The organism is Streptomyces sp. NPDC019443 (assembly GCF_044389785.1).
Classification (GTDB): Bacteria; Actinomycetota; Actinomycetes; order Streptomycetales; family Streptomycetaceae; genus Streptomyces.
The window spans coordinates 14,790-29,233 of the sequence record NZ_JBIRYJ010000013.1 but is presented as its reverse complement, the minus strand read 5'-3'; the positions used below and the strand labels follow the sequence as shown (position 1 = coordinate 29,233).

The window sequence follows — 14,444 nt, the reverse complement described above, 5'->3', positions numbered from 1 at the left end:
GCGATACGGCTGCCGTGAGGCGGCTGTCACACAGCGACGGGCGCGCGCTCATCGGCGGTCGCGGCCGCCTCCTCCGTCCCCGCCAGGGCGGCGCGGCGGCGGCCCGGGATCAGCAGCGCGACCAGTGCCGCGAGTGCCACTGCTCCCGCGCCGATCCAGAGCGCCGGGACGGTGCCGTCGGTGAAGGCGTCGGGGGTCTCGTAGCCGCCCTGGGCGGCGAAGACCGCGCCCAGGACCGCGATGCCGAGGGCTCCGCCGACCTCGCGCAGGGCGTTGTTGGCGCCGGAGGCAATGCCCTGCTCGGCGGGGCGGACGCTGGACATGACCACGCTGGCCGCGGGGGCGAAGTACAGCGCCATACCGACGCCACCGAGGATCAGGCCGGGGAGCTGAGCCGCGTACGAGACACCCGGCTCCAGGACGATGGCGAAGAGCCCGAGGCCGACCGCCTGGAGGGCGAGGCCGGTGGCGACGACCGGACGGCCGCCGATCTTGTCGGAGAGGTAGCCGGCGATGGGCGCGACGATCAGCGGCATGCCCGTCCAGGGGAGCATCCGCAGGCCCGCCTCGGTGGGCGAATAGCCGGCGACGCCCTGCAGGAACTGGCTGAGCAGGAAGATCGAGCCGAACATCCCAAGGAACATCAGCAGGCTCGCGACATTGATCCCGAAGAAGGCGCGGTCGCGGAAGAGCCGCATGGGGAGCATGGGGTTCTTGCTGGTGATCCCGTAGCGGACGAAAGCGAGGATGAGCGCCGTGCCCACGATCAGACCGGCCAGGATCGGGGTGCTGGTCCAGCCGTCGGCCTGGCCGTTGACCAGGGCGTAGACGATGCCGAAGAGGCCACCACTGACGAGCAGGGTGCCGGGGACGTCGAGCCGGGCGTTGGGGGCGTACGACTCGTCCAGGCGCAGCAGGGCCAACGGCAGCAGGACAAGGCCGATCGGAACGTTCAGCCAGAAGATCCACTGCCAGGAGATGTGCTCGGTGAGACTGCCGCCGATGAGGGGTCCACTGGCGACGGCGAGGCCGGTGACGGCGCTGAAGATGCCGAGGGCCGCACCACGACGGGCGACGGGGACAGCCGCGGTGAGCAGGGTCAGGGTGAGCGGCATCATGACCGCGGCGCCGACGCCCTGGACGGCGCGGGCCGCGATGAGGGCATCGATACCGGGCGCGAGGGCGGCCGCTGCGGATGCTCCGGTGAAGATCGCCAGGCCCGCTATGAAGAGCCTGCGGCGGCCGAAGCGATCACCGAGGGCGGCGCCGAGCATCAGCAGGACGGCGAAGGTGAGGGTGTACGCGCTCACCGTCCACTCGAGGTCCTCCAGCGCGCCCCCAAGGTCCTTGCGAATGGAGGGAAGAGCGGTGGTGACGACGAGATTGTCGAGGGCCGCCATGAAGCCGGCGACGCTGGTGATGACGAGGGCCCAGGCGGCGCTGGGGCGGCGGCCTGCTTGCTGGTTCATTGCTCCCCCAGAGGGTTAGTTATTAATGACTAACTTTCACAGGCGCAACTCACCCCGAGAAAGGGGCGGCTGCTGCAACTAACGCGGACCCTTGACGTCCGACGCAGCCTTGACGTCCGACGCGACCTTAATGTCCGACGCGACCTTGATGTCCGACATGTCCAGTCCGGACCACACCCGGTGTTCCTCCGGGAAGCCCAGCGCCACCAGAACGTTGATCAGCATGCCGCAGCCGAGGAAGTCGGTCGTCTGCTTCGAGTCCCCGGCGAAGGCGACCTGAGCCTGGTCCCAGACCTCGGCCCAGCCGGCCCTGATCCGTTCACCGAACTCGTGGTCCCCGGCCGCGTCGGCGGAGGCCACCGCGACATACGTCTGCATCTGCATCAGAAGCTTGTCGCTGTCATCGATGAGCCGCATGTACGCGGCAGCCATCGCCTCCATCGGCGAACTGTCGGGACGCCGCTCCAGCGCGTCGGCAAATGCCTTGGGGGTCTCCTCCAGGCAGCGGAGTGCCGCGGCCAGGAACAGCTCCCGCTTGTTCTTGAAGAGGCGGAAGAGATACGGCTGCGATACCCCGACCCGCTTGGCGATCACCTCGGTGGAGGTGCCGTTGTAGCCGCCGTGCGCGAATTCGGTGATCGCGGCGCGGATGACGCTCTCGCGTCGCTCCTCTGCACTCATCCTGGCCATGAGGCTAAGTTAGTGTCCAATCACTAACGAAGTCAAGGAGAGGCGGGACCGAGTAAGGGGCACCCCCCATTGCGGGGTGCCCCTTACCTCGTCGCCAGTATCGCTCAGGCGAGCCGCACGACGGCCCGGGACATCCCGAGCACCTTCTCCCCGGCGCTCGTAGCCGTCAGGTCGACCCGCACCAGGTTGTCGTCCAGCTTCACCGCGACCTTGCCGCTGACCTCGATCAGCGCGCCCTTCTCGTCGTTCGGCACGACGACGGGCTTGGTGAAGCGCACTCCGTACTCGATGACCGCACCCGGGTCGCCGGCCCAGTCGGTCACCACGCGGACCGCCTCGGCCATGGTGAACATGCCGTGTGCGATCACGTCGGGAAGTCCGACCTCCGTGGCGAACTTCTCGTTCCAGTGAATCGGATTGAAGTCGCCCGAGGCGCCCGCGTACTGCACCAGTGCGGCCCGGCTGACGGGGAAGCTCTGCGCCGGCAGCTCGGTGCCGACCTCGACGTCCGCGTAAGAGATCTTCGCCGTCATGACGCCTCCTCGGCGGCGCGCGCCACCAGCTTGGTCCACGCGGTCACGACATGCTCGCCGGCCTCGTCGTGCACCTCGCCGCGGATGTCCACGACGTCGTTGCCCGCAAGGGACTTGATGGTCTCGATGGTCGAGGTGACCGTCAGCCGGTCCCCTGCCCGCACCGGCCGCGTGTACGCGAACTTCTGGTCGCGGTGCACCACCCGGTCGTAGTCCAGCCCCAACTGTGGATCCTGAATGACCTGTTCCGCTGCCTTGAAAGTGATCGCAAAGGCGAAAGTCGGCGGAGCGATCACATCGGAGTGGCCGAGAGCCTTGGCGGCTTCCGGGTCGGTGTACGCGGCATTGGCGTCACCCACCGCCTCGGCAAACTCACGGATCTTCTCCCGGCCGACCTCATAGGGCGGGGTGGGCGGATAGGTCCGCCCGACGAAGGACTGGTCGAGCGCCATGGACTGGCTCCCTCCTGATGGATTGACCACAAGCTGATGGATTGACCACTACAAACGACACGAGGCCGCCCCCAGTGGGGACGGCCTCGTATACGAGCCTGATTCAGCGCGTTTCGCGGTGCGCCGTGTGCGAGTTGCAGCGCGGGCAGTGCTTCTTCATCTCAAGACGGTCCGGGTTGTTGCGCCGGTTCTTCTTGGTGATGTAGTTCCGCTCCTTGCACTCCACGCAGGCCAGCGTGATCTTCGGGCGGACGTCGGTGGCAGCCACGTGAGTGCTCCTTGGACGGATGGACGGATGAACGCATAAGAGAGTAGCCGACCGGAGGACCGACCCCACAATCGGCTACTGTGTGTAGCGGTGACCGGACTTGAACCGGTGACACAGCGATTATGAGCCGCTTGCTCTACCGACTGAGCTACACCGCTGCGATACCGGATCCCCTCACCCGGAGGTGAGGATCTCCGACATCAGAGCCCCAATACGGAATCGAACCGTAGACCTTCTCCTTACCATGGAGACGCTCTACCGACTGAGCTATTGGGGCGAGCGATGAAGACATTACACGGTCGGTCGCCGATCGCCCAAATCCGTTTCCCGCTCCCCTCATGGCCTCCACCTCGCCCGTCCCGTACGCCACTCGTGGCCACACCGGTACGACTATTGCGCTCCTCCTCGAAGCGCGCTCGGTGCGCCCCTAGGCTCGACCCACGCCGCGTGATCTTGCCCCTCGTCGCGCCGCCCGAGCCCCACCGCCCCACCCAGGAGCGCGATGCCCGACAGCCAGCCGCAGCCACCCGACGGCACCACCGCGGACACCACTGCGCTGCTGCTCTGCGGTGCCCGGCTCACGGACGGCCGCACCGTCGACGTACGGCTCAGCGGCGGCCGCATCGAGGCTGTCGGCACCGCGGGCAGCCTCACCCCGCGCTCCACCCGAGTGGATCTGAGCGGCTATCTGCTGCTCCCTGCCCCCGCCGAGCCGCACGCCCACGGCGACACCGCACTCACCGCCGACTCCCCCGGGCCCGTCTCGTACGACACTGAGGACGTCCAGCGGCGCACCACAGAGGCCGCGCTGCTGCAGCTCGGCCACGGAGCGACTGCGCTGCGCTCGCACGTACGGATCGGGGATGTGCAGGGGCTCGGCCCGCTGGAGGCGGTCCTGCAGGCGCGGCGCTCGCTGCGCGGGCTCGCCGATCTGACGGCTGTGGCCGTGCCCCGGCTGCTGACGGGCGTCGCGGGCGCGGACGGTCTGGCGATGCTGCGGGACGCGGTGAAGATGGGCGCGGGGGTGGTGGGCGGATGCCCGGACGCCGACCCGGATCCGACCGGGTACGCGGAGGCGGTGCTGGAGGTCGCGGCGGAGCACGGCTGCCCGGTCGATCTGCACACGCACGGTGACGACCCGGCGCGGCTCGCACGGCTGGCGGCGATGGCGGGCGGGCTGCGGTCCGGGGTGGTGATCGGGCCGTGCGCGGGGCTCGCCCGACTGCCGCGTGAAGTGGCCTCAAGGGCCGCGGACCAGCTCGCGGCGGCCGGCGTGACGGTGGTCTGCGTGCCACAGGGCGGCTGCGCGGCCGTGGAACTCCGGGGCAACGCGCCGGTGCGTCTGCTGCGCGCGGCCGGGGTGCGGGTCGCGGCGGGCAGCGGGGCTCTGCGGGACGTATCGAATCCGGTGGGGCGCGGCGATCCGCTGGAAGCGGCGTATCTGCTGGCCTCGCAGGGCGGGATGCGGGCGAAGGACGCGTACGGGTCGGTGGCCGGGGCGGCGCGGGAGGCGATGGGACTGCCCGAGGTGCGGGTGGAGGCCGGTTTCCCCGCGGAGCTGCTGGCGGTGCGTGGCGAGCGGATCTCGGGGGTGCTGTCGCTGGCCTACAGCAGGATCGTGATCCATCGCGGGCGGGTAGTGGCGCGTACGAGCGCGGTACGCGAGTACTGCGACTCGGCGGTCGCGGTGGCGCTGGAACTGCCGCGTCAGGGACGCCCGGATCCGGGGCCCTGAGCCTTGCTTCTTGAGCTCAAGGCCCGGCCTTTGAGCCGTGAGCCCGGGCCTTGAGCCTGCGGTCTGGGGCCTTGAGCCGGGGGCCTTGAGCAGGGAACGCGTCAGTCCCTGAGCGGGCTCCGCGCTTCGGACGTAACGTCGTAGTCATGCGCATTGTCATCGCTGGAGGACACGGTCAGATCGCACTCCGTCTGGAGCGGCTGCTCGCGGCGGGCGGGCACGAGGTCGTAGGCATCATCCGCAAACCTGAACAGGCCGCCGACCTGCGCGAAGCCGGAGCCGAACCAGTCGTACTCGACCTGGAGTCGGCCTCGGTCGAGGAGGTCGCCGCGGTGCTGCAGGGCGCCGGGGCGGCGGTCTTCGCGGCGGGCGCGGGCCCTGGCAGCGGCAGCGCCCGCAAGGAGACAGTGGACCGCGGCGCCGCAGTGCTCTTCGCGGACGCGGCGGAACGGGCAGGCGTACGGCGGTACATCGTGGTGTCGTCGATGGGCGCCGGCGCGAAGCACCCTGGCGACGGGGAGTTCGACGCCTATCTGCGGGCGAAGGGCGCCGCGGACGACGACGTACGGTCCAGGTCGGGCCTCGACTGGACGATTCTGCGGCCGGGCACGCTGACGAACGACGCGGGCACAGGTCTCGTACAACTGAAGGCTTCGACGGGTCGCGGGATGGTGCCGCGCGACGATGTGGCGGCGGTGCTCGCTGAGTTGGTGGAGACGCCGGCCACGGCGGGGCTGACGCTGGAACTGATCAGCGGCTCGGTGCCGGTGACCGTTGCGGTGAAGGACGTCGCCGGAAACTGACCGGCTTATTCGCGGATTGGTCGCCGATGAATTTCCCGTCTCCGTATGGTCCTTGATGTCATGAGGGAACACATGCCTGAGATTCAGCCCGCGATCGTGGAACGCGGGGAGCAGCTGTACGCCTTCATCCGCGGGTCCGTTCGGATGGACGACTTCGCCCAGATCGCGGACCGGTTGCCGGAACTGGTCGGCTGGCTGACCGGCCGCGGGGCGGAGTTCGCCGGCGCCCCCTTCTTCCGCTTCAACAGCATCGACATGGACGCGGAGTCGGAGGTCGAGGCGGGCATGCCCGTCGTGTCCATGCCGGAGCCCGAAGGGGACATCGGGATCGCCGTGCTGCCCGCGGGGCGCTATGTGACGGTCACTCATGTCGGCCATCCCGACCAGCTGTTCGGGGTGATCACGGCTGTTCGGGAGTGGGCCGAGCGGAAGGGGCTGGAGTGGGACATGACGGTGGTCGACGGCGTTGAGCGCTGGGCGTGCCGACTGGAGTCATATCTGACCGACCCGCGGGTGGAACCGGACATGTCCAAGTGGGAGGTCGAGCTGGCTTTCCGGCTGGCTGACTGAGACCGGCCGAGTGGGGGGCGCGGTGGAGGGGGAATTCGGAAGCGGCGGGAGTCGCGGCGGGGGCAGGCGCGGCCGGAACTACGTGCGGGCAGTGCTCCAGCTGGACGCGGCGGACTGAGGTGCGCAGGTCATCAACCGGTCGGCTGTTCGCAGGCCCGGCCTTGGCCCGGCGACACCACCCAATGGGCGCGTTTCGGCCCTGTAACCTCGCGCGCCAGCAAGGTAGGTATCCTGCACGCCTTCGTGGCGCTGTCCAACTGGAGTGTCCAGGTCAACGTGCAAGTCTTGGACAAGCTGAGTGCTACGCCGTGCGGGTTACTGGCTGCACGGGTCCTGGGCGCCGCTCACCCAAGCAGACGCCCACCCCATTCGGCGCCGCGCCGTGGCAGTCCGCGATTTTCCTTCCACTCGGGTCGCGAGCGTGAAGTCCTTCTCCGTGACCGCGCCCCCGGCGTCGTGGGTGTTCACCGACGGAGCGACGGTGTTGTAGCCCAGCGTCAGGTCCGAGTGGTGGTTCAGTTCGTCCTGGATTCGCGCGATGTGCACGACCAGCGCGGTCACCGCGAAGTGGCTGGGGAGGCGGTACCCCCGGGCGATGCGGTCGCGCCGTGGTCCCCGCCGACGCAAGCCGGCCAAGCTCCACGGGGACAAGGCCGCCACAAACGAACGGCAAGGTCGAACGCTTCAACCGCACCCTGCTCGACGAATGGGCCTACGTCCGGCCCTACACCACCAACGCCGAACGCACCGAAGCCCTGGCAGACTTCCTGCACACCTACAACCACCACCGCTGCCACACCGCACTCGCAGGCCAGCCACCGATCACCCGCGTGAACAACGCTCCAGGTCAATACACCGAGCGCTCTCAATCGACCGGATCCAACCCACCCTTGGTCGAGCCGAACAGCATGCCGGCTCGACCAAGGCATGCCAGTCCAGCCGGATCAGGTGGGCGAGAAGGTCGTCGATGTGCTCACGAAGACGGAGATACAGAATTCCAGCAACCAGCGGCTGGTAGGGGTCATTTCAGGTAATTCTTGATCAATGCAATATCCCGAAGATCGCTGTCACGACCCGCCCCGCCATCCAACAATCTGACCTTCCACTCAGCCACCCTCTCCAAAGGCATGAATCTCATACCTTCAAAGATTTCAGCCTCCATGATCAGCGAATCAACGGAATAGTCGAACCAGCCATTTAGAACTTCGATCGATCCATCAAAAAGAACCACATGCTGAGCCCAACCAAAGGGAGCTTGCTGAGGCGCGCCCCATTTTGCAGCAAGCTCCCAGGCAACGCCACGCGCCACAACATCAATATCCCCAATATCTCGCCGGATGCCGTGCGCCAATAGTGGGCCACTCCCGGCAATCACATAGTCCTCGGGTGGAAAACCCAAGGATAGTAGTTTTCGGAAGAATCGGTGATCGCGCAGCATGGCATCCGGTCTCCTAAAGGGGCGGTAGCCCAAGGATAAGTCTGGTGAGACAGGCTGCCACGAGAGCTGCCGCCACACTGACTAGCGTTCCGATCAGATAGTAGTCACCGACCAGCTTCCCACCTTCCTTCGCTTCCGGCGCCCGGGCGAGAGTCTTGGCCGTCACCACAAGTGCGGCCGCTGGGGGACTGCCAGCGACCAGGAACACGAACAGGATGAACCTCTCGATCCATCCGACGTGCGGTCCCACTTTGATGAAGTCTCGCGTACTATCCGGGAGCTCGCCGGCTGTGATCCTCGCCTCGATCTCGCTCAACAGCGGCCGCACAGCGCGGGCAATAATGAGCTGGCAGCCGAATACGGCCACAAGCAGACCTGACAGAGTGATCAAAAACCGATCGCTGGCGACAACCAGGCTGTCCACATACTCCAGAACCGCCTTCCATCCCACGAATGCAAGAATGATGACGGCAGCGACGATGCCAGCAGCTGCGGAATAGCGCGATGACGTCATCGTGGGTCGCCGGAGCCTGCCGAAGGACGCGGGAAATGGAGGCCACGGCCTGTTGAGAATTGCCATACAGATGGCCAGGAGCCCGACTCCGAGTAACGTGAGCCAGGCGCCGAGACTGCGGCTTACAGGCAGAACCACTGCCGCCGCATACCCCGAAGCGAACCCTACTGCAACCCAGGGCCTTTTCTTGTACCAATGCAAACCCGCCGGGACGGTTATTGCTGCAATGAAGCCGATCGCTGTACGCGCCAATTCCACGAAATTCCCCCTCACGCGTCACGCCCCGCCCAATCGGCTTGCGATCGAGCTCTGGCACCTCCGTACCACTCGGAGGCTATCGCCTGTCGCTTCTGACGGAGCCGTGTCTACCGACCCAGAACCCAGCGCAACGCCGGCGACACCTGCGACGCCGATGCACAACGCAGGCCGGCTCTCAGCGAGTGGCGAGCGATAGGCATCCCCTCCAAGGAGCTCCTCTGCTGTCCCTGGCTCGCGGGCGAAGGCCGTGCGCCCAGCCGGAATGCCGTCCACAACTACTGGTAGAGAGCGTGCCCGAGCGGGACAGAGCGGGACAGTGAGCCCGTCCTGCCGCGCATACGACGATGGCCCCTGATCTGCGTTTCCGCAGATCAGGGGCCATCTTCATCACGTGGCGGCGCCAGGATTCGAACCTGGGTAGGCAGAGCCGACGGATTTACAGTCCGTTCCCATTGGCCACTCGGGCACACCGCCATGGGATGTCGCCGCGAGAGTGACCGCTGTGGGGCGGTGCTCCGTGGCAACGACGTAAACGATACCTGATGCCCAGGGGTGCTCTGCCACTGGATTGATCAGCCCTCGGGGCGGGTGTGGGTGGCTAGGCTTGCGGGAGCGGTCGGGGGACTTCCGGCCGCGTCTCCACGCACCCGATACAAGGAGCCACAGGACATGGCCGACTCCAGTTTCGACATCGTCTCGAAGGTCGAGCGGCAGGAGGTCGACAACGCCCTCAACCAGGCCGCGAAGGAGATCTCTCAGCGCTACGACTTCAAGAACGTCGGGGCTTCGATCGCCTGGTCCGGCGAGAAGATCCTTATGCAGGCGAACGCCGAGGAGCGGGTCGCCGCCATCCTCGACGTCTTCCAGTCCAAGCTGGTCAAGCGCGGGATCTCGCTGAAGGCGCTGGACGCGGGGGAGCCGCAGCTGTCCGGCAAGGAGTACAAGATCTTCGCCTCGATCGAGGAGGGCATCTCCCAGGAGAACGCCAAGAAGGTCGCGAAGATCATCCGCGACGAGGGCCCGAAGGGCGTCAAGGCGCAGGTCCAGGGCGACGAGCTGCGGGTCAGCTCGAAGAGCCGGGACGACCTGCAGGCCGTGCAGGCGCTGCTGAAGGGGCAGGACTTCGACTTCGCGCTGCAGTTCGTGAACTACCGCTGATTCCGGCGGGCGCTCCGGGCGGACCGGGGGCGGGAGCGGCTCGGCCGCCCCGCCCCCGCCCCGTGTCAGCGGGCCATCGATACGACGTCCGATATCCGCCAGCTTCGCCGGAGTGGGGGTCGCAGACTCGTAGGCGTACGGCGCAAGAAGTACGGCGCAGGAAGTGCCCGGGCGGGAGTACGGCGCGGGACACGCCGCGAGGAAGGGAACGAGCCATGACGGTCTACACGACCATCGACAGCCCGCTGGGCGAACTGCTGCTGGTCGGCGAGGAGTCCGCCACCGCAAAGGGCGGCACTGCGCTCGCCTCGCTGTCGTTGCCGGGCCAGAAGGGCGCGGCCGTCGTCCGGGACGGCTGGCGGTGCGACCCGGCGGCCTTTGAGGAGATCGGCGGTCAGCTGACCTCGTACTTCGACGGCCGGCTGACGCGCTTCGAGATCGAGTACGTCTTCGGCGGCACCGAGTTCCAGCGGCGGGTGTGGCGGGCGTTGGAGGAGATTCCGTACGGGGCGACGGCGACGTATGGAGAGATTGCCGAGCGGGTCGGCACCTCGGCCGTGGGAGTACGGGCCGTGGGCACTGCGATCGGGCGCAATCCGCTGCTCGTCGTCCGGCCCTGCCACCGGGTGATCGGGTCGGACGGCGCCCTTCGGGGGTACGCGGGCGGCCTGGAGCGCAAGGAGCGGCTCCTCGGACTCGAGGGAGCGCTGGCGTCGTGAGCGGCGAGGCACTGTTCCCGAGAGAGCGGGCGGTGGTCGCCCCGGGAGCGGTGCATGTGCCCGGGTGGCTGCCGGTCGAGCGTCAGCGGGAACTGGTCGAAGCCTGCCGCGGCTGGGCTCGCGGTCCCGTGCCGATCCGCCACACCGTGCTGCCGGGCGGTGGCGTGATGTCCGTGCAGACGGTGTGCGTGGGCTGGCACTGGCAGCCGTACCGGTACAGCCGCACCGCGGACGATGTGAACGGCGCCCGGGTCGCCGAATTCCCGGACTGGCTGGTGGAGTTGGGGCGTGCGGCGCTGGCCGCGGCGTACGAGGTGGGCGGCACGGACGGGGCGGAGGGCGTAGCGGGTGCGGTCGGGGCCGGGGCCGGGGCCGATCAGGGGTACACCCCCGACACCGCACTGATCAACTTCTACGACGGCACCGCGCGGATGGGGATGCACCAGGACAAGGAGGAGCGGTCCGGTGCGCCGGTGGTGTCGCTGAGTATCGGTGACACCTGTGTCTTCCGGTTCGGGAACACCGAGACGCGGGGGCGGCCGTACACCGATGTGGAGCTGGCGTCCGGGGACCTGTTCGTCTTCGGAGGCCCCTCGCGCTTCGCCTACCACGCCGAAGGTGTACCCCGGCACGGCCGACCCGGCGACGGGGATGAGCAGCGGGCGACTGAACATCACCCTGCGGGAGACAGGGCTGGGCGGCTAACGCGAACGCGAGTGGCCGAACAGGATCCGGTAGACGATCAGCAGCACGAGCGAGCCGCCGATGGCCGCTGCCCAGGTGGCCCCGTCGTAGAACTCGTTGGTGATCGGCCGGTCCAGGTAGCGTGCCGATATCCAGCCACCGATGAACGCGCCGGCGACGCCTATGAGCGTCGTGCCGATCAGGCCGCCCGGGTCGCGGCCCGGGAGCAGAATCTTGGCTATGGCCCCGGCGAGCAGCCCGAGAATGATCCAGCTGATGATGCCCATGCCGTGAACCTGCCTTTCGTACGGTGTTGAACTGAAGGACGACGGTGGAACGGGGCGCGGTTGCGGAGATCAGTAGGGTTCGGCGCATGACACAGGAACTGCGGCGGTCCCTGGGACTGTTCGACGCCGTCGTGATCGGGCTCGGGTCGATGGTCGGGGCGGGCATCTTTGTGGCACTGGGCCCGGCGGCCCGGGCCGCCGGATCGGGGCTGCTGCTGGGACTGGCACTGGCCGCGGTCGTGGCGTACTGCAACGCCATGTCGTCGGCGCGGCTCGCAGCCCGCTATCCGGCGTCCGGCGGGACCTATGTGTACGGCCGGGAGCGGCTCGGCGAGTTCTGGGGGTATCTGGCGGGCTGGGCGTTCGTCGTGGGGAAGACCGCGTCGTGCGCGGCGATGGCGCTGACGGTCGGGGCGTATGCGTGGCCGGAGCAGGCGCACGCGGTGGCGGTCGCCGCGGTGGTGGCGCTGACTGCCGTGAACTACGGGGGCGTTCAGAAGTCGGCGTGGCTGACGCGGGCGATCGTGGCAGTCGTGCTGGCGGTCCTCGCTGCGATCGTGGTGGTCTCCCTCGGATCGAACTCGGCGGACTTCGGGCGGCTGGATGTCGGCGCGGACGCCACCGTGGACGGGGTTCTTCAGGCGGCGGGACTGCTGTTCTTCGCGTTCGCGGGGTACGCGCGGATCGCCACGCTGGGCGAGGAGGTTCGGGACCCGGCACGTACGATCCCGCGCGCCGTCCCGCTGGCGCTGGGCATCGCGCTGGTGGTCTATGTCTGTGTCGCGGTCTCGGTCCTTTCTGTGCTGGGAGCAGGGGAGTTGGGCAAGGCGACGGCTCCGCTCGCCGATGCCGTACGGGCGGCGGGCGCGCAGTGGCTGGCGCCTGTGGTGCGGGTGGGCGCCGCAGTGGCGGCGCTCGGGTCGTTGCTCGCGCTCATCCTCGGGGTCTCCCGGACGACGCTGGCGATGGCCCGGGACGGCCATCTGCCGGGTGCACTCGCCGCCGTGCACCCTCGTTTCCAGGTGCCGCACCGCGCGGAGCTGGCTGTGGGGGCGGTCGTCGCAGTGGTGGCCGCAACGGCGGATGTGCGCGGGGCGATCGGCTTCTCGTCGTTCGGAGTGCTGGTGTACTACGCAATTGCCAACGCCTCGGCGTGGACGCTGAGTTCCGATTCGGATCGGGATACACCCGTTCGAGTGGCGGAGTCTCGAGCGATGATGGTCCGGGTCACGGCGGGATGCGGGCTGGTGGGTTGTCTGGTGCTGGCATTCGCGCTGCCGGCGCTGTCGGTGGCCGCGGGTGCGGCCGTGCTGGCCGTGGGAGTGGTGGTGTACGCGGTACGGCGGCGGCGCTAGGCCAGCCGCGCAATCAGGCCAGGAAGCCCAGCGGCGCGGGCCCTTCGGACCTGGCCTGCAAGACGGCGTTCGGCAGGTCCCCCTCAGGGGCGCAGCCGAGCAGTTCGTACCGTTCCGCGGACCGGCAACGGCGGATCCGCGAACGCCTACCGCGAGGCGAAGGGCTGGTCGGTGGGGACGATCTCCTTGCCGAAGGGCAGCAGCGAGACCGGGATCAGCTTGAAGTTGGCGATGCCCAGCGGGATGCCGATGATCGTGATGCAGAGGGCGATGCCGGTGAAGATGTGGCCGAGCGCCAGCCACCAGCCGGCGAGGACCAGCCACAGCACATTGCCGACGCAGGACGGCGCGCCCGCGTCGCGGCGGTCGACCACGGTGTAGCCGAAGGGCCAGAGGGCGTAGACGCCGATGCGGAACGCGGCCAGACCGAACGGGATGCCGATGATCGTGATGCAAAGCAGCAGCCCCGCGAAGATGTAGCCGAGGAACATCCAGAAGCCGCACAGGATGAGCCATATGACATTCAGGATTGTCTTCATGGGCGGCGACCTGCCATCTGCTCGAGTCGGGCGATGCGTTCCGCCATGGGCGGGTGTGTCGAGAACATCTTGGAGAGGCCCGGGCCTGGCCGGAAAGGGTTCGCGATCATCATATGGCTTGCGGTCTCCAGGCGCGGCTCGGGAGGCAGTGGCAACTGCTTCGTACCGGCGTCGAGCTTGCTCAGGGCGCTGGCGAGGGCCAGCGGGTCGCCGGTGAGCCGGGCGCCCGAGGCGTCGGCCTCGTACTCCCGCGAACGGCTGACGGCGAGCTGGATCACGGAGGCGGCCAGCGGGCCCAGAATCATGATCAGCAGCATGCCGAGGAGACCCGGGCCCTCATCGTCGTCGGAGCGGCCTATGGGGATCAGCCAGGCGAAGTTCACCAGAAACATCACCACGGAGGCGAGGGCGCCCGCGACCGAGGAGATCAGGATGTCGCGGTTGTAGACATGGCTCAGCTCGTGCCCGAGGACGCCGCGCAGCTCGCGCTCGTTGAGGATCTGCAGGATCCCTTCGGTACAGCACACTGCGGCGTTGCGCGGGTTGCGGCCGGTCGCGAAGGCATTGGGGGCCTGGGTCGGCGAGATGTAGAGGCGGGGCATGGGCTGACGGGCGGCGGTGGAGAGCTCACGGACGATGCGGTAGAGCGCGGGGGCCTCGAATTCGCTGACAGGGCGGGCGCGCATGGCCCGCAGCGCCAGCTTGTCGCTGTTCCAGTAGGCGTACGCATTGGTGCCGAGCGCCACGACGAGCGCTACCAGCAAGCCCGTGCGACCGAAGAAGCTGCCGATGACAAGGATGAGGGCGGACAGTCCCCCGAGGAGTACGGCGGTCTTCAGCCTGTTGTGCCGGCGGTGCACGGTACGCCCTCCAAGTCGTGCGGCAGGGGAACCCTTTGCGTGGTTGTCTCCACTCTCCAGTGGACCCTTCTGTACTGGTCAACGCCAGGCGAAGGTCGCTAGTTCCCTTGTG

Annotated in this window: 16 protein-coding genes, 3 tRNA genes and 3 pseudogenes; 8 read left to right on the top strand and 14 right to left on the bottom strand. The window is 68.0% G+C overall.

The window, feature by feature from the left end:
- Positions 1-26: 26 nt before the first annotated feature.
- From ACH492_RS30435 to ACH492_RS30405, 7 genes are all read right to left on the bottom strand, one after another.
- Complete coding sequence (locus ACH492_RS30435; RefSeq protein WP_398991146.1) at positions 27-1,469, bottom strand: DHA2 family efflux MFS transporter permease subunit; 1,443 nt, start codon at positions 1,467-1,469, stop codon at positions 27-29.
- Positions 1,470-1,547: 78 nt separating this feature from the next.
- A complete protein-coding gene (locus ACH492_RS30430; protein ID WP_398991144.1) occupies positions 1,548-2,159 on the bottom strand; it encodes a TetR/AcrR family transcriptional regulator in 612 nt (203 codons plus the stop codon).
- A gap of 104 nt (positions 2,160-2,263) precedes the next feature.
- Positions 2,264-2,692, bottom strand: a complete 429-nt coding sequence (locus ACH492_RS30425) for a MaoC family dehydratase (RefSeq protein WP_398991142.1) — start codon at positions 2,690-2,692, stop codon at positions 2,264-2,266.
- On the bottom strand, positions 2,689-3,144 hold the full coding sequence (locus ACH492_RS30420) for a MaoC family dehydratase N-terminal domain-containing protein (RefSeq protein WP_398991140.1): 456 nt from the start codon (positions 3,142-3,144) through the stop codon (positions 2,689-2,691). Before ACH492_RS30420 ends, ACH492_RS30425 begins: the two co-directional genes overlap by 4 nt.
- Positions 3,145-3,247: 103 nt before the next feature.
- Positions 3,248-3,412: a 50S ribosomal protein L33 gene (rpmG, locus tag ACH492_RS30415; RefSeq protein ID WP_003956487.1), complete on the bottom strand. Its 165-nt coding sequence runs from the start codon at positions 3,410-3,412 to the stop codon at positions 3,248-3,250.
- An 85-nt stretch (positions 3,413-3,497) separates the two neighbouring features.
- A tRNA-Met gene (locus ACH492_RS30410) sits at positions 3,498-3,570 on the bottom strand.
- A gap of 46 nt (positions 3,571-3,616) precedes the next feature.
- Positions 3,617-3,689, bottom strand: a tRNA-Thr gene (locus ACH492_RS30405).
- Positions 3,690-3,914: 225 nt separating this feature from the next.
- On the opposite strand from ACH492_RS30405, the gene ACH492_RS30400 reads away from it, so the two are divergent.
- The 3 genes from ACH492_RS30400 (at position 3,915) to ACH492_RS30390 (ending at position 6,520) form a co-directional block, all read left to right on the top strand.
- Positions 3,915-5,147, top strand: coding sequence for an amidohydrolase family protein (locus ACH492_RS30400; RefSeq protein ID WP_398991138.1), 1,233 nt, complete (start codon positions 3,915-3,917; stop codon positions 5,145-5,147).
- Positions 5,148-5,293: 146 nt separating this feature from the next.
- Entirely contained in the window at positions 5,294-5,950 is a 657-nt protein-coding gene (locus ACH492_RS30395; RefSeq protein ID WP_398991136.1) for an SDR family oxidoreductase, read from the top strand.
- A gap of 72 nt (positions 5,951-6,022) precedes the next feature.
- Positions 6,023-6,520 carry a GyrI-like domain-containing protein gene (locus ACH492_RS30390; protein ID WP_398991134.1) on the top strand — a complete coding sequence of 166 codons (498 nt, stop codon included), beginning with the start codon at positions 6,023-6,025 and terminating at the stop codon, positions 6,518-6,520.
- 399 nt (positions 6,521-6,919) lie between these two features.
- Here ACH492_RS30390 and ACH492_RS30385 read toward each other — a convergent pair.
- A pseudogene (locus tag ACH492_RS30385) lies at positions 6,920-7,180 on the bottom strand (4a-hydroxytetrahydrobiopterin dehydratase); the annotation flags it as partial.
- On the opposite strand from ACH492_RS30385, the pseudogene ACH492_RS30380 reads away from it, so the two are divergent.
- A pseudogene (locus tag ACH492_RS30380) lies at positions 7,168-7,374 on the top strand (integrase core domain-containing protein); the annotation flags it as partial. The pseudogenes ACH492_RS30385 and ACH492_RS30380 overlap by 13 nt on opposite strands.
- Before the next feature lie 167 nt (positions 7,375-7,541).
- Here ACH492_RS30380 and ACH492_RS30375 read toward each other — a convergent pair.
- The 3 genes from ACH492_RS30375 to ACH492_RS30365 all read right to left on the bottom strand — a co-directional run bounded on the left by ACH492_RS30375 (position 7,542) and on the right by ACH492_RS30365 (position 9,204).
- Positions 7,542-7,958, bottom strand: a complete 417-nt coding sequence (locus ACH492_RS30375) for a hypothetical protein (protein ID WP_398991132.1) — start codon at positions 7,956-7,958, stop codon at positions 7,542-7,544.
- Positions 7,959-7,971: 13 nt separating this feature from the next.
- On the bottom strand, positions 7,972-8,472 hold the full coding sequence (locus ACH492_RS30370) for a hypothetical protein (protein WP_398991130.1): 501 nt from the start codon (positions 8,470-8,472) through the stop codon (positions 7,972-7,974).
- A 650-nt stretch (positions 8,473-9,122) separates the two neighbouring features.
- Positions 9,123-9,204 (bottom strand) — tRNA-Tyr (locus ACH492_RS30365).
- A gap of 195 nt (positions 9,205-9,399) precedes the next feature.
- Here ACH492_RS30365 and ACH492_RS30360 point away from each other — a divergent pair.
- From ACH492_RS30360 to ACH492_RS30350, 3 genes and pseudogenes are all read left to right on the top strand, one after another.
- Entirely contained in the window at positions 9,400-9,888 is a 489-nt protein-coding gene (locus ACH492_RS30360; protein ID WP_398991128.1) for a YajQ family cyclic di-GMP-binding protein, read from the top strand.
- A gap of 215 nt (positions 9,889-10,103) precedes the next feature.
- Positions 10,104-10,607 carry a methylated-DNA--[protein]-cysteine S-methyltransferase gene (locus ACH492_RS30355; RefSeq protein ID WP_398991126.1) on the top strand — a complete coding sequence of 168 codons (504 nt, stop codon included), beginning with the start codon at positions 10,104-10,106 and terminating at the stop codon, positions 10,605-10,607.
- Positions 10,604-11,312, top strand: a pseudogene (locus tag ACH492_RS30350) (alpha-ketoglutarate-dependent dioxygenase AlkB family protein). The gene ACH492_RS30355 and the pseudogene ACH492_RS30350 overlap by 4 nt, the downstream one beginning before the upstream one ends.
- Here the strand turns inward: ACH492_RS30350 and ACH492_RS30345 are convergent.
- Positions 11,309-11,578 (bottom strand): GlsB/YeaQ/YmgE family stress response membrane protein, encoded by a 270-nt coding sequence (locus ACH492_RS30345; protein ID WP_398991124.1) that lies wholly within the window; start codon positions 11,576-11,578, stop codon positions 11,309-11,311. The pseudogene ACH492_RS30350 and the gene ACH492_RS30345 overlap by 4 nt on opposite strands.
- Positions 11,579-11,664: 86 nt before the next feature.
- Here ACH492_RS30345 and ACH492_RS30340 point away from each other — a divergent pair, with 86 nt between their 5' ends.
- Positions 11,665-12,933, top strand: coding sequence for an APC family permease (locus tag ACH492_RS30340; RefSeq protein WP_398991122.1), 1,269 nt, complete (start codon positions 11,665-11,667; stop codon positions 12,931-12,933).
- A 146-nt stretch (positions 12,934-13,079) separates the two neighbouring features.
- Here the strand turns inward: ACH492_RS30340 and ACH492_RS30335 are convergent, their stop codons facing one another.
- Positions 13,080-13,472, bottom strand: a complete 393-nt coding sequence (locus ACH492_RS30335) for a YccF domain-containing protein (RefSeq protein ID WP_398991120.1) — start codon at positions 13,470-13,472, stop codon at positions 13,080-13,082.
- On the bottom strand, positions 13,469-14,332 hold the full coding sequence (gene htpX, locus ACH492_RS30330) for a zinc metalloprotease HtpX (RefSeq protein ID WP_398991118.1): 864 nt from the start codon (positions 14,330-14,332) through the stop codon (positions 13,469-13,471). The genes ACH492_RS30335 and htpX overlap by 4 nt, the downstream gene beginning before the upstream one ends.
- Positions 14,333-14,444: the final 112 nt, after the last annotated feature.